Annotated in this window: 12 protein-coding genes; all 12 read right to left on the bottom strand. The window is 59.6% G+C overall.

Annotated elements, in window-relative coordinates; all coding sequences use genetic code 11:
* Positions 1-18 precede the first annotated feature (18 nt).
* A complete protein-coding gene (locus WMO26_RS10235) occupies positions 19-1722 on the bottom strand; it encodes a GDSL-type esterase/lipase family protein (RefSeq protein ID WP_349220151.1) in 1704 nt (567 codons plus the stop codon).
* Between the two features lie 184 nt (positions 1723-1906).
* On the bottom strand, positions 1907-2596 hold the full coding sequence (locus WMO26_RS10230) for a hypothetical protein (RefSeq protein WP_349220149.1): 690 nt from the start codon (positions 2594-2596) through the stop codon (positions 1907-1909).
* A 31-nt stretch (positions 2597-2627) separates the two neighbouring features.
* Positions 2628-3872 (bottom strand): glutamate-5-semialdehyde dehydrogenase, encoded by a 1245-nt coding sequence (locus WMO26_RS10225; protein ID WP_349220148.1) that lies wholly within the window; start codon positions 3870-3872, stop codon positions 2628-2630.
* Between the two features lie 28 nt (positions 3873-3900).
* Entirely contained in the window at positions 3901-4698 is a 798-nt protein-coding gene (gene proB / locus WMO26_RS10220; protein WP_349220146.1) for a glutamate 5-kinase, read from the bottom strand.
* A 31-nt stretch (positions 4699-4729) separates the two neighbouring features.
* Positions 4730-6016 carry a M16 family metallopeptidase gene (locus tag WMO26_RS10215; protein WP_349220144.1) on the bottom strand — a complete coding sequence of 429 codons (1287 nt, stop codon included), beginning with the start codon at positions 6014-6016 and terminating at the stop codon, positions 4730-4732.
* A gap of 178 nt (positions 6017-6194) precedes the next feature.
* Complete coding sequence (locus WMO26_RS10210) at positions 6195-8381, bottom strand: polyribonucleotide nucleotidyltransferase (protein WP_349220143.1); 2187 nt, start codon at positions 8379-8381, stop codon at positions 6195-6197.
* 198 nt (positions 8382-8579) lie between these two features.
* Positions 8580-8846, bottom strand: coding sequence for a 30S ribosomal protein S15 (gene rpsO, locus WMO26_RS10205; RefSeq protein WP_349220142.1), 267 nt, complete (start codon positions 8844-8846; stop codon positions 8580-8582).
* A 171-nt stretch (positions 8847-9017) separates the two neighbouring features.
* Positions 9018-10994: a fructose-1,6-bisphosphatase gene (locus tag WMO26_RS10200; RefSeq protein ID WP_349220140.1), complete on the bottom strand. Its 1977-nt coding sequence runs from the start codon at positions 10992-10994 to the stop codon at positions 9018-9020.
* 4 nt (positions 10995-10998) lie between these two features.
* Positions 10999-11526, bottom strand: coding sequence for a 2-amino-4-hydroxy-6-hydroxymethyldihydropteridine diphosphokinase (gene folK, locus WMO26_RS10195; protein WP_349220139.1), 528 nt, complete (start codon positions 11524-11526; stop codon positions 10999-11001).
* A gap of 4 nt (positions 11527-11530) precedes the next feature.
* A complete protein-coding gene (gene folB / locus WMO26_RS10190) occupies positions 11531-11899 on the bottom strand; it encodes a dihydroneopterin aldolase (RefSeq protein WP_349220137.1) in 369 nt (122 codons plus the stop codon).
* A 73-nt stretch (positions 11900-11972) separates the two neighbouring features.
* Positions 11973-12812 carry a dihydropteroate synthase gene (folP, locus tag WMO26_RS10185; protein WP_349220135.1) on the bottom strand — a complete coding sequence of 280 codons (840 nt, stop codon included), beginning with the start codon at positions 12810-12812 and terminating at the stop codon, positions 11973-11975.
* Positions 12813-12826: 14 nt separating this feature from the next.
* Positions 12827-13387, bottom strand: a complete 561-nt coding sequence (gene folE, locus WMO26_RS10180) for a GTP cyclohydrolase I FolE (protein WP_494338190.1) — start codon at positions 13385-13387, stop codon at positions 12827-12829.
* Positions 13388-13489 lie beyond the last annotated feature (102 nt).

Genomic DNA, 13489 nt, shown 5'->3' with positions numbered 1-13489 from the left:
TCTAGTTCCTGTGTTTGGTCAGCGGGTCGCCATCATTTTGCGCAGGTACCCGGCGGCCTGAGCACGGGTGACTGGATTTTTCGGCGCAAATGCGCCCGATTCGTCCTCCGGGCCCATGAACTTCATTTCGTCCGCTGCCCGCACGAAGTCGAGAGCCCAGGGCGAAATCTGCGCCCGGTCCGGATAATGGGAAACACTGCCGATGATGGCCTTGTCCGGTGCGCGGAGGTTATAGGTAGAGACCAGCAGGGCCGCCAGCTGTTCGCGGGTGACCGGTTCCGAATTTTCCCCGTCGAAGGGAAGGAGATCCCGGGCCTTTGCGTCCTCCACGCCTTCGCCGGGAAGGCCCAGCGAACGAAGCATGGCGGTGGCGGCGTCCTTAAGAGAAAGCGGGGCGTCAGGAGAGAAGACGCCGGGGGAAACCGGGCTTAGGACGCCTTTTGCCAGCAGCTCCAGCACGGCAGCCTTCTGGGGGCAGCCGGCCAGATCGGTGACGGTAGCGGTGTTGATCTTGATTTGATCGTTGAGCAAAAAGCTGGTGGATCCTCCCGCACTCTGGACCGGCCGGATTTTACATGCGGGCACCTCATAGGGAACGAAATCCTCCCGGATAAAGCCGCACAGAGGCGTAATACCCTGGCGGACGATTTCGCTTGCCACAAGACGGGAAATCAGCGCGCCGCCCAAATCGTTGGGGTGGGTGCGGTCTACCGATTTGCCGTCGTTCCAGAAGAAGGAGGGAGCCTTTTCGGGGCCGAAATCGGTGAAAATGGCGGTGGTCTGCGAAAGCAGGTCGATAAACGGGATCCCTTCCTCCTGGGCCACCGTTTGCACCGCTTCGCCGTATTCGCCCAGCAGATCGCGCAAAGCGCCGTTTTCCTCAAACAGGATGCGGTTGATGGGAGAGCAGAGGATGGGCTGCACCCCGTGTTCCCGGCATTCGCCCACGTACCGGCGCAGGTTGTCCAGATATCCGCCGAAAGCCTGCAGCTCGTCGCATTTCTGGTCGTTATGGCCGAACTGGAAGAGGCAGAAGTCCCCAGGCTTCATGTTCGCAAGCGCCACTTTCCAATGTAGGTCGTTTCGGAAGGTGTCGGTGGTCAGGCCGGACTGGGCGTGGTTGGAGATGGCCACGCCGGGCAAAAACCACTGGGACAGCATCTGTCCCCAGCCGCAGTAGCTGGTTTTGGGGCAATAAGGATAGTTGGCGCTCTGGTCGGTCACGGTGGAGTCTCCCGCCACAAAGACGGTCACCCCCGCCGCTTTTTCGATCTCTACTGCCGACAACACCGCGTTTTCGCCCAGAATACCGATGCATACCCGGTCTCCCTTTACCAAGGGGAGCTCGTTTGGCTGCACGTCACAGACGTTTACCGAGAAGGAAACCACCTTTTGTTCGCCCTGCTTCACCGGGCAGTCGATGAGATGAAACCGCCGATGGGTAGAGAAGAGGGTGACCCTGCCGTCTGCGTTGCCCCCTTGCAGCGTTACCGTCACCCGGTATACCCCCGGCTCCTTCACCAGCGCTTCAAACTGCAAAGGCACGTCCGCCCGGCTGGAACAAACGCCGGTGGAGCCTGCCTGGATTTGGGACAAAGGACGGTTGTCCTCGTCCAAGAACAGGCGAAAGCCGTATGCGTCCGCCTCCATCAAATGGCTGGCCTCCACGAGAACAAAGCCCTCCCGGGGCGCGCCGAAGCAAAACCGTTGAATCTGTTCCATTTCCTTCACATCCTTGCAAAAGTCGCGGGGTCCCGCGCCGTTCCGCCAGGAAGGGCCGAGCCCTGCAAAAAGACGGACGGCGCAGAGAAAAACCGCCGCGCACACAATAATCTTAAGTATACCACACCCGCATGCGGATGGGAACCGTCCTGCGCATTTTCCAGCAGCTTTGCCGGAAGAACCCCTATGCCGCCGCAAGCCCGGTAATGCGGTAAGACCCGTCTTGGGCGGCCAGGGTGTAGCTGACGGTTTTCTGCGGGCTGGGAGGAATGGTGTTTCCCTCGCTGTCCCGCTGGTACCCGCCCGCAGCGGTGGAAATACAGGCGACCTGGGCTGTCATCACGCCGTTTTTGGAGGTGACCTGGGTGACCTTTGGAATATAATACCCCGTCTGGGCTACATGGGGAACATGGTAGCAGTTTTCCGCCTCCACGTATTCAAAGATGGTGGAACCGCTTTGAATGGTGGCGGGCGTCAGTGTCACGCTGTCCCCGAATAAGGCCGCGCCTTTTTGCCGAACCAGGTCAAAGGACACGATGATCCGGCCGCTGTCGTCGGTCAGGGGAGAGGCGGCGGATTCATAGGAGGAAAGTAGAGCAGCCCGCAGGGCGATTTCCGTCAATTGTACCGGGTCCGCCTGGGACAGGTCGGAAAAAGGCGCGGGGTCCACCATAACGGCGGGGGCGAGCAGGGCTTCGATCTGAGCGCGCTGTTCAGATTGGTCAAAGAGCCCGCCCATGCCGGAAAAGACCGGCGAAAGAACATAGAGCAGCGCCGCAGCCGCCGAAAGCAAGAGAAAAAGCCCCGCGATCCGCGGAGCTTTTGAACGTCTTGGTTTCGGAAGGCCGCAGCGGACAAACGGATGCGCCGCCATGTGGGTCCCTCCTGACTGAAAAAGGTCGAGGTCAGCGGATTTGCCCGTTGCCCCGTAAAATGTATTTGGTTGAGGTCAGCTCCAAAAGGCCCATGGGCCCTCTGGCGTGCAGCTTCTGGGTGGAAATGCCGATTTCGGCGCCCAGGCCGAATTCCTCTCCGTCGGTAAACCGGGTGGAGGCATTGACGTACACCGCCGCCGCGTCCACCCCGTCGGTGAACTGCTGGGCGGCCTCGTAGCTGCCGGTGACGATGCATTCGCTGTGGCCGGTGCCGTGGGCGTTGATGTGCGCCACCGCTTCCTCCACGCCGGACACCACCTTAACCGACAGGATATCATCGAGAAACTCGGTGTCGTAGTCTTCTTCGCAAGCGGGAACCGCGCTCGGCAAAATCCGGCAGGTCTCCGGGCAGCCGCGCAGCTCGACCTTCTTCGCGGAAAGCTTCTCAGCAATCACCGGTAGGGCTTTTTCTGCAATGGCTGCGTCCACCAGCATGCTTTCCGCGGCGTTGCACACGGAGGGGCGCTGGGTCTTCGCGTTAAAGACGATGTCCGCCGCCATTTGCACGTCAGCGCTCTGCTCCACGTACACGTGGCAGTTGCCCACACCTGTTTCAATGACCGGCACCGTGGCGTTCTCCACCACCGAGCGGATGAGCCCGCCGCCGCCCCGGGGAATGAGCACGTTTAAGTATTTGTTTAACCGCATCAGGGCGGTGGCTGTTTCCCTGGAAGTGTCCTCCACGAGCGCCACGCAGTCCTCCGGCAGCCCCGTCCCGGCCAGCGCTTCCCGCATGACCTTGGTAACCGCCTTGTTGGACTCAAAGGCCTCCTTGCCGCCTCGCAGGATGACCGCATTACCCGCCTTTAGGCAGAGAGCCGCGGCGTCGGAGGTTACGTTGGGCCGCGCCTCGTAGATAATGCCGATCACCCCCATGGGAACCCGCACCTTGGAAAGCTGGATGCCGTTTGGCAGGGTATGACCTTCCACCAGCTGGCCCACCGGGTCGGGCAGCGCCGCAACCTTCCGGATTCCCCCGGCCATACCGGCGATCCGGTCAGGGCTCAGCGCCAGCCGGTCTAAAAGCGATTCCCGCAGCCCCGCGGCCTTTCCGGCTTCCAGGTCCCGGCTATTCGCGGCAAGGATTTCATCCATGTGGGCGAGCAGAGCATCGGCGGCGGCGAGCAGCGCGGCGTTCTTCACCGCAGTTCCGGTTACCGCCAGAATGCGGGAGGCGGACTTGGCTTTTCTTCCTAAGGTGTTCAAATCATACATATGGTTCCCCCCTAAAAATTAGTACAAGTTACCTAGCACAAAAAATCGTCCCGGCCTCTTTCCCTTCAAACAGGTCGTACAAAAGCTGAGGCGTTTCCCCGGCGATAATCACCGTGGGAATGCCGGCCCCTGTGGCGATTTCGGCGGCGCTGATTTTGGTGATCATTCCGCCTGTGCCGCGGGAAGAGCCTACCCCGCCGGCCAGCGCTTTGACCGAATCGTCGATGTGCTCCACCCGGGGAATGCGTTTTGCGTCCGGATGCTTGTGGGGATCGGCGGTGTAAAGCCCGTCGATGTCGGTGAGGATGACCAGCGCATCCGCCTTCATCAGCTTGGCGACGATGGCGGACAACGAATCGTTGTCCCCGAAATTGATGCCGATGAGTTCGTCCACCGCCACCGTGTCGTTTTCGTTGACAATCGGAACCGCACCCATGTCCAAAAGCCGTGCAAAGGTGTTGACCACATTGTGGCAGCGTTCCTTGTCGTCAATATCGTCCCGGGTCAAAAGCACCTGGGAGACGATCTGACCGTATTCCGAAAACAGCTTATCGTATGTAAACATCAGCTCGCATTGGCCCACCGCCGCAGCCGCCTGCCGGCCGCCCACGTCGGAGGGGCGCCGCGGCAGCCCCAGCTTTCCGACGCCGACCCCGATGGCGCCGGAAGTCACCAGAATGATTTCCCGGTCTGCGTTCTTTAAGTCGGACAGCACCCGCACAATCCGTTCAATCTGGCGGAAGTTGAGCTTTCCGCTTTCGTGGGTGAGGGTGGAGGTCCCCACCTTCACCACAATGCGCCGCGCGTCCTGTAAATCCTGTCCCATGCTCTGGTTCCGTTCCCTTCCAAAAAGAATTCTATCGTTGTTTAGTATACCCTTCCTGTTCTCCCGCGTCAATCAGCCTTTGGTAAGTGTCCCTTGCTTTTACCCGCCCGGCCGCCGCCAGCGCCAGCTTTTCAAAGTCCAGCGCGTGCTCGGCCGCCTCGGTTACCTGCTCGAGGGTCATCCGGTCCACAATGTCCAAAAGCTCATCCTCCGTACGCACCCGGCCTTCCAAGAGAATCCCTCTGGCCGCGTTGCCACACCTGGCGGAAATACCTTCCCCGTTCATCACCAGCCCCGCCTTGAGCTGCTCCTTGCTGCGGGTCAGCTCCTCCTGGGTCATGGAGGTCCGCATGGAGCAGAGCACACGAAATGTCTCTTCCAGCGCCTGCTCCTCGCAGTCAGGCGTTACCGTCAGCGCCACCCCGAAAAGCCCCGCCTTCGCGTGGGCTACATGGTAGGAATACACCGAATAAACAAGTCCCAGCTCTTCCCGCAGCCGCTGGAAAAGCCGCGAAGAGGCGTTGGCGCCCGCCATGTTGGAAAAGACGGCCAGGGCGTAGCGCCGTTCGTCCTGTGAAGGCAGGCCGGGCAGGCCCAAAAGCAGAGCCGTCTGCTCAAAGTCCTTCTCCCGCAGGGAAAGGCAAGGAGTCCACAGGCCACATTCCGGTGCCTTCGCCTCCTGGCCCCGAAGCGCGTCCCCGAAATACCGGTCGATGATGTCCCGGAACGCATCCTTGTCAAAATTGCCGCACACGGAGATCACCAGATGATTGGGGGTATAGTGCCGGGCGTGAAAGGCACGCAGGCTCTCGGCGGTCAGCGCCCCCACCGTCTCGGCGGTGCCGAGAATCGGGCGGCTTAGCGGCTTCCCCGGCCATACGCCCGCGTACAATAGGTCCGCTGCCACGTCGTCGGCACTGTCCTCATACATGGCGATCTCGTCGAGAATGACGCCCCGTTCGGTTTCCACGTCCTTTTCGTCAAAGCGGGGATTGGCCACCATGTCACACAGCATTTCGAAGGCTTCAGGCGCATGGGTGCTCAACGTGTGGGCGTAAAAGCAGGTGTATTCCTTGGTGGTGTAGGCATTGACCTGGCCACCGAACAAATCGGTTTTCACCGCAATGTCCATGGCAGACAGGCGCTTTGTCCCCTTAAACGCCATATGCTCGATGAAATGGGAGGCTCCGTTTTCCGCCGCCGTCTCGTACTGGGAGCCGCAGCGCACCCAGATGCCGAAGGAGGCCGAACGAAAAAAGGAAATGGGCTCGAATGCCACCGTCAGTCCATTTTGCAACGTCTTTTGTTCCATTGTCATCCGCCGTTTCTCCGGTGAAGAACTGGATACGTTGGCCGTCACCGGTCGGCCCATGCCAATAGCGCTGTCCTCCTTAGCCTTCCCGCCTCCGGGGGCAGACATGCGCCGAAAAACAAAAGGGCCGGATGCCAGAAGCGTTTCTGACATCCGGCCCTTGTAACATTTACAAACCGAATCCTTAGTTCCTTCTGGGAGGACGATGCCCGCCCATGGGAGGCCGGCCGCTGCGCTGGGGCCGGGTGGGAGGCACGTCGTTCTCCGGAACCAGGCCCTCCACTTCGATGAGCGCATCCCGGCGGGACAGGTTTAAGCGGCCCTGGGAGTCGATCTCGGTGACCTTGACCATCACTTCGTCGCCCACGTTGACCACATCCTCCACCTTTTCCACGCGCTTGACGTCCAGGCGGGAAATGTGCACCAAGCCTTCCTTGCCCGGAGCGATTTCCACGAAAGCACCGAAGGTCATCAAGCGGGTAACCTTGCCCTTGTAGATGGCGCCGATCTCCGGATCGCTGGTGATGGTCTTGATCATGTTGAGCGCCCGCTCGGCACCCTCGGTATTGACCGAGGCGATGAACACCCGGCCGTCTTCCTCCACGTCGATCTTGCAGTCGCACTCGGCGCACATCTTCTGGATGATCTTGCCGCCGGGGCCGATGATGTCGCGGATCTTATCCACCGGAATGGTAGTGGAAAGCATCTTGGGCGCGTATTTGGAGAGCTCCTTGCGGGGCTCGGGGATGACCTTGAGCATCACGTCGTCGAGGATGTAAAGGCGGGCCTTGCGGGTCTTTTCCAGGGCTTCCTTGATGATTTCCGGGGTCAAACCGTCGATCTTCAGATCCATCTGGATGGCGGTGATGCCCTTGTGGGTACCGGCCACCTTAAAGTCCATGTCGCCGAAGAAGTCTTCCAAACCCTGGATGTCCACCATGGTCATCCAGCGCTCGCCTTCGGTGATGAGGCCGCAGGAGATGCCCGCCACCGGCGCCTTGATCGGAACGCCCGCGTCCATCAGCGCCAGCGTAGAACCGCAGATGGAGCCCTGGGAGGTGGAGCCGTTGGAGGAAAGCACCTCGCTGACCAGGCGCAGGGCGTAGGGGAATTCGTCCACGTCCGGGATGACCGGCTCGAGGGCGCGCTCAGCAAGGGCGCCGTGGCCGATTTCCCGGCGGCCGGGTCCGCGGCTGGGCCGGGTTTCGCCCACCGAGTAGGACGGGAAGTTATACTGATGCATATAGCGCTTGAATTCCTGGGGATCAATGCCGTCGAGCATCTGCTGATCGCTGACCGGACCCAAAGTCGCCACGGTGAGCACCTGGGTCTGGCCACGGGTAAACATACCCGAACCGTGTACCCGGGGCAGCAGACCAACCTCCGCCGCTAAGGGACGGATTTCGTCCATGCCGCGGCCGTCCACCCGCTTTTGCTCGTCCAAAAGCCAGCGGCGCACCACGTATTTCTGGGTGCGGTAGAGGCACTCGTCGATAGCGGCCGCCTGGTCGGGGTACAGCTCGTCGAACTTTTCATGCACCGCCGTGTACACCGGTTTTAAGCGCTCGTCGCGCACCTTCTTGTCGTCGGTGTCCAGCGCCGCCTTCACGTCCTCGATGGCAAACGCCTTGACGGCCTCCAGCAGCTCGGGATCGGGCTCCAAAGAGGGCACGACCACCTTTTCCTTGCCGATCTGGGCCTGGATGTCCTGAATAAACTGGACGATTTTAAGATTGGTCTTATGGCCGAAGAGGATGCCTTCGAGCATCACGTCCTCTGGGATTTCATTGGCGCCCGCCTCGATCATGGCCACCTTTTTCTCGGTGGAAGCCACTGTTACCGCCATCTGGGACTTGGCCTTCTGCTCGGCGGTGGGGTTGATGACGTATTCCCCGTCCACATAGCCCACCGAAACGCCGGAAATCGGGCCGTTCCAAGGAATGTCGGAAATGGTGATAGCGGTGGAAACGCCGATCATGGCGGCGATTTCCGGGGAGCAGTCCTGATCCACCGACATGACGGTAGCCACTACCGACACGTCGTTTCGCATGTCCTTGTTAAACAAGGGGCGCACCGGCCGGTCAATCAAACGGGAGGCGAGAATCGCCTTGTCGGACGGGCGGCCTTCTCTTTTCAGGAAAGAGCCGGGAATCTTGCCCACCGAATAGAGCTTTTCCTCAAAGTCGACCGAGAGCGGGAAGAAGTCGATGCCGTCCCGGGGCTTTGCGGACATGGTGACCGCACAGTGGACGGCGGTGTCGCCGTAGCGGACCAGGCATGCGCCGTTTGCCAGGCACGCCATTTTGCCCGTCTCGATTTTGAGCGGCCGGCCAGCCAGCTCCGTTTCAAATACGCGGAAGTTTTCAAACATAGATGCAATTCCTCCAAAGTAAGAATTTCAGTCGTGGAGGCCGGCGCGCATTTAGCAATGAAACCAGCCTTCGGCAAAGATTCCGAACGCTCGTTTTACTGCTAAAATCGCTTCCGTACTCCGGTGAACAGGCGGACGAGGGAAAGAACAAAAGCAACATGAGGCAGGCGCAATTCGCGCCTGCCTCCCAAAGCTACTTTACTTACGGATGCCCAGCTTCTCGATGACGGCGCGGTACCGCTCAATATCCTTCTTCATCAGATAGTTGAGCAGGTTGCGGCGATGACCGACCATCTTCAGAAGGCCGCGGCGGGAATGATGGTCCTTCTTATGCACCTTCAGGTGTTCGGTCAGATCGTTGATTCTCTTGGTGAGAATGGCGATCTGGACCTCAGGAGAACCGGTGTCCCCTTCGTGGCGGGCATTGTTGACGATGACGGCTTGCTTTTCTTCTTTGAGCATCATAGCGCAGATACACCTCTTTCTAAGATTCGCCCGAAATCGAAGCGCGCGGCAGGTGAAATTCCCCGAAACGGGGCGCAAAACCCAACGGCTGCGAAATGGGTCAAAAGTAACCGTCTCATTATAACATCGGCGTTTACAAAAGTAAAGGGCCCAAATGGAAATTTACACGGTTTAGTCTTCCTTGATGACGCCCAGCATATACGCGGCCAGCAGCCGCTTTAAATCCGCAATCTTCGCCAGAAGCTGGGCGCCGGTATCCGTTTCCCGCACCAGGATGCGATGCTGGGCGGTTTCATAAACCACCGAGGTGGAGATAATGTCCTTATTTTGCTGAATGGCGGACACGGTGGAGTCAAAAGGCTCGTGGGAAGCAAGACGGATGCCGTAGGAATTATAAAACAGGGTATACCCGGCAATGCCGGTGGCCTTCTGGTAAGCCTTGCAGAAGCCGCCGTCGATGACGATGAGCTTGCCGTCCGCCCGCACCGGGTCCTCTCCGTCCCGGGAGCGCACCGGGATGTGGCCGTTGATGATGTGGGAATAGGGCTTATCTCCCAGGCCGAACTCGCTTAAAATCTTTTCGCAGATTTCCTTTTGCTGAGTTAAGGTGTAATAGGCGTTTTTCGGCTCCACCCAGGTGGACTCGTCCTCAATCAGCATCCGTTCAAAGGTAGCCATGCGCAGCCGGCCGAACAAGGGCGAATTCTTCCCGCACCACAAAAACCAGAGAAAATCCTCCCCGTACTGCTTCTGGGGGCTGCCGGGCCGGCTGTAATACCCCTGCCGGGCCACTTCCTCCGCATAGTCCACCAGCTGCTTGCCACAAAGGCGTTCCCCTCCGAAGGAGAACTCCATAAAGCTGCCGTCCTCCTGAAAGGGGATGCAGCCGTGATAAAGCAGGTTTCCGTTGAAGCATTTGTAAAGCCCGCCCTCGGAATAGAGAAACCGGGTGTGCCGCTGGAGCTTTTCGCTGCCCTTGAAGGAGGAAATGAGCTGCTCGACCACGCTTTCCTCTTCCTCGGTCAGGGCATAAGGATCCTTGGGGTCGATGGTGGGGAACTGGAAGTCCTTAAGCGGATACGTCTTTTCCCCGATGGTCACCGTGCCGTTCTGGTAATCCACCTTGTCCAGCAGGAGCCGCTCCTCCATCTGGAATTCCGGATGCCGCTTGATGATCTGCCCTTCCAGCTTGAACTGGATGACCAAAATCGCCTTGTGCATTTTGCTTACCAGCCGCAAATCCTTGGGCCCGTATTTCTTCTCGTCCTTGGCGTTCTTGGGCGCAAAGCAGGAGGAATAATGATAGGTCTCCTGAGCGAACACCGCCAGCGGCCGCAGGTTGATGCCGTAGGCATTCTCGATCACGTCTAAGTTGCTGTACTGCATGGAATTGTTGAGCACGTTTGCAATGCACGCGGGGCTTCCCGCCGCCGCGCCCATCCAGAGAATGTCGTGGTTGCCCCACTGGATGTCCACACAGTGGTGGCTCATCAACCGTTCCATGATGATGTCTGGCCTGGGGCCCCGGTCGTAAATATCGCCTACAATGTGCAGCCGGTCCACCACCAGACGCTTGATGAGCCCGGCCAGCGCCTCAATAAACGCGTCCGCCCGGTCCAGGTCCACAATGCTTTGAATGATACTCTCGTAATATTGCTCTTTGTTCTTGATTTCGTAGTTTGTATGCAAAAGCTCGTCGATGATAAACTGAAAGTCCGGCGGCAGCAGCTTGCGCACCTTGGAGCGGGTGTATTTGGACGCCACCAGCCGGCACACTTCGATCATCCGGTGAAGGGTCAGCCGGTACCATTCGTTCATGTCGGTCACGGTCTTTTTGACCTCGTCGAGCTTCTGGTGGGGGTAATAAATCAGGGTAGACAGCACCGCTCGGTCCCGCTTGGACATGGAGTTGCCGTAGAGAATATCTACCTTTTCCCGGATTACCCCGGAGCAGTTGTTGAGAATGTGCTCAAAGGCTTCGTATTCCCCGTGCAGGTCGCTCATGAAATGCTCGGTGCCTTTGGGAAGGCCCAGAATGGCCTGGAGGTTGATGGTCTCGGTGGAGGCCGACTGGATGGAAGGGTATTCCTTGGCCAGCAGCTTTAAATAACGCAGATCGCCCAGGACCTCGGCTTTGTCACAGTTCATGTTCCTACCTCCCAGAGTGAAATGAATCAGGCTGCGGCTCTGAAACAGCCAGCCTGTACCCGGTTTTGCGCACCCCGCTTTGCCCTGTTTTGTCGAGCGCTTCCCGAAAAGGGAGGGAAAGGGCGGTTCCCTCCGGATAAAGCTCCAAAAGCGGGACGAGCACAAAGGCGCGCTCCAGCATCCGTGGATGGGGAAGGGTCAGCTCCGCGTCGTCACACTTGGCCCCATCGTACAAAAGCAGGTCCAAATCCAGTGTGCGCGGTCCGTTTTGCATCCGCCGCACTCGCCCAGCCGCCGCCTCAATCCCCAAAAGCGCACCCAAAAGCGCATGAGGAGACAGGGCAGTAGACAGTACGGCCGCACCGTTATAAAAGGTTGGCTGTTCGGCATAGCCCACTGGATCGGTTTCGTATACCGCCGAAACCTTCGTCACCTTCGTGCCGGGCAAAAGGGAAAGTGCATCCACCGCCCCCTGCAGGGCGGCCAGCCGGTCGCCTAAATTGGCGCCCAGGCCGATGACCGCGTCCGCCATATTCTCACACCCCCGTCTGTTTGCGTTTGAGCTGCACCGCCACCGTCTCAAAGTCCGCCGCGATGGGTGCCCGGGGCTTATAAAGGGTCAAATCCACTTCCCGGATTTCCGGGAAGCGTTCCAGCAGCGCGTCGCACACGGCTTGTCCCGCCCGCTCGATCAGATTAAAGCAGCTTCCCTGCATGGTGTTCACCGCCGCCTTCGCCACCTCGGCGTAATTGATGGTGTCCTCCACGTTGTCGCTGCGGCAGGGCCTTAAAAGGTTCACTTTCAGCGTAAGGTCCAGCACAAAGGGCTGCCCCGCCTGTTTTTCGCTGTGAAATACCCCGTGGTTTGCAAAAACACGAAGTCCCTTAAGTATAATTTTGTCCATAGGTTCCTCCAAGTAAACATCCGAACCGGATTTTTTGGCGGCGGGAAAGAAACCCGCCTTACCCCAGGGCCGATTACAGGGAGAATCCCGTCTCCCGTAACACCGCGTCGGTCAGCCGCGCCGCCTGCGCCGCTTCGAACACGTCGTGCACCCGCAGGATGTCCGCCCCGGCAAGCTGGGCGAGCGTGTGGGCTGCCACCGTGCCGCCTACACGCTGGTCCGGCGGGGCCGGGCAGGCGTCCACCGTCACCCGTTTGCGGGAGGCCCCCACCAGGTAAGCGTAGCCCTCCGCCCGGGCGGTTTTAGAAAGAAGGAGCGCCCGGTTTTGCTCCATGGTCTTGCCGAACCCAATCCCCGGGTCCAGGCAGATCTGCTGCGCCGTTACCCCCTTGGCCAGCGCCTTTTCCGCCGCGGCAAGCAGGAAGTCATGCACCGCCTGCCCAATGTCTCTGCTCCCGGCATACTGGGCCGTATCGGCCGCGTCGCCTGGGTGCATCAGGATCAGGCCCGCCTGACAGCGGGCCGCAATCGTGAACATGGCTTCCTCTTTGCCGCCTGTGATGTCGTTTATGATGTGCGCCCCGGCCTTGAGGGCCTGCTCGGCCACATCGGGGTAAAAGGTGTCCACAGAGACGGGGACGGAAAGCTTCCCCGAAAGCCCTTCGAGCACCGGGCGCAGCCGCTCCCATTCCTCGGAAGAAGACACCGGTGTAAACCCCGGCCGAGTGGACTGGGCGCCGATGTCGATCAGATCCGCCCCTTCCTGTTGCAGGCGCAGGGCGTGGGCCACCGCCCTTTCGGGGTCAAGATATTGGCCCCCGTCCGAAAAGGAATCGGGGGTTACGTTTACAATCCCCATGATATAGGTCTTTTCCCCCAAAGGAAAAGAAAACCCGTTGCCGGAAAACTGCATGCGCATCCCTCCTGTTATTTGCCGCTGAGCAGAGCCATAACCTCCGCCCTGGCCCGTGCGTCTGACCGCATCAGCCCCCGCAGGGCGGAGGTCTGGGTGCTGGCCCCGGCGGCCCTGGCGCCCCGCATGGTCATACACAGGTGTTCGGCATTGATGACCACCGCCACCCCGTAAGGGTCCAGCTCGTCCATCAGGAAGTTGGCGATCTGGGAAGTAAGCCGCTCCTGCAGCTGGGGACGGCGGGCAAAGCTGTCCACGATCCGCGCAAGCTTGGAAAGCCCCAGCACGTTTCCGCCTCGGGGGATGTAAGCGATGTTCGCCTTGCCGATGAAAGGGAGCAGGTGATGCTCGCATACGGAATAGAGCGGAATGTCCCGCACCAGAACCATCTCATCATGCTGGGTGTCGGTAAACACCTTCAGGTGCCGCTTAGGGTCGTCGTTTAAGCCGGAGAAGATCTCCTCATACATCCGGGCCACCCGCTCAGGGGTCTCCACAAGGCCCTCCCGGTCCGGGTTCTCGCCCACGGCCAGCAGGATTTCCCGCACCGCCGCTTCAATTCGTTTCTTATCCACCAATTGATTCGTCACCGCCGTTTCTCCAGCGGCAATGAACAGGTTCCGCCTCCGCCGCTGGGAGGATGCGGACCTTATGACAACACGAAGGAGCGCCGTTTT

Source organism: Solibaculum intestinale (genome assembly GCF_040096205.1).
GTDB classification, from domain to species: domain Bacteria; phylum Bacillota; class Clostridia; order Oscillospirales; family Acutalibacteraceae; genus Solibaculum_A; species Solibaculum_A intestinale.
Note: the sequence above shows the minus strand (reverse complement) of the source record. Positions and strands in the feature narration are given on the sequence as shown.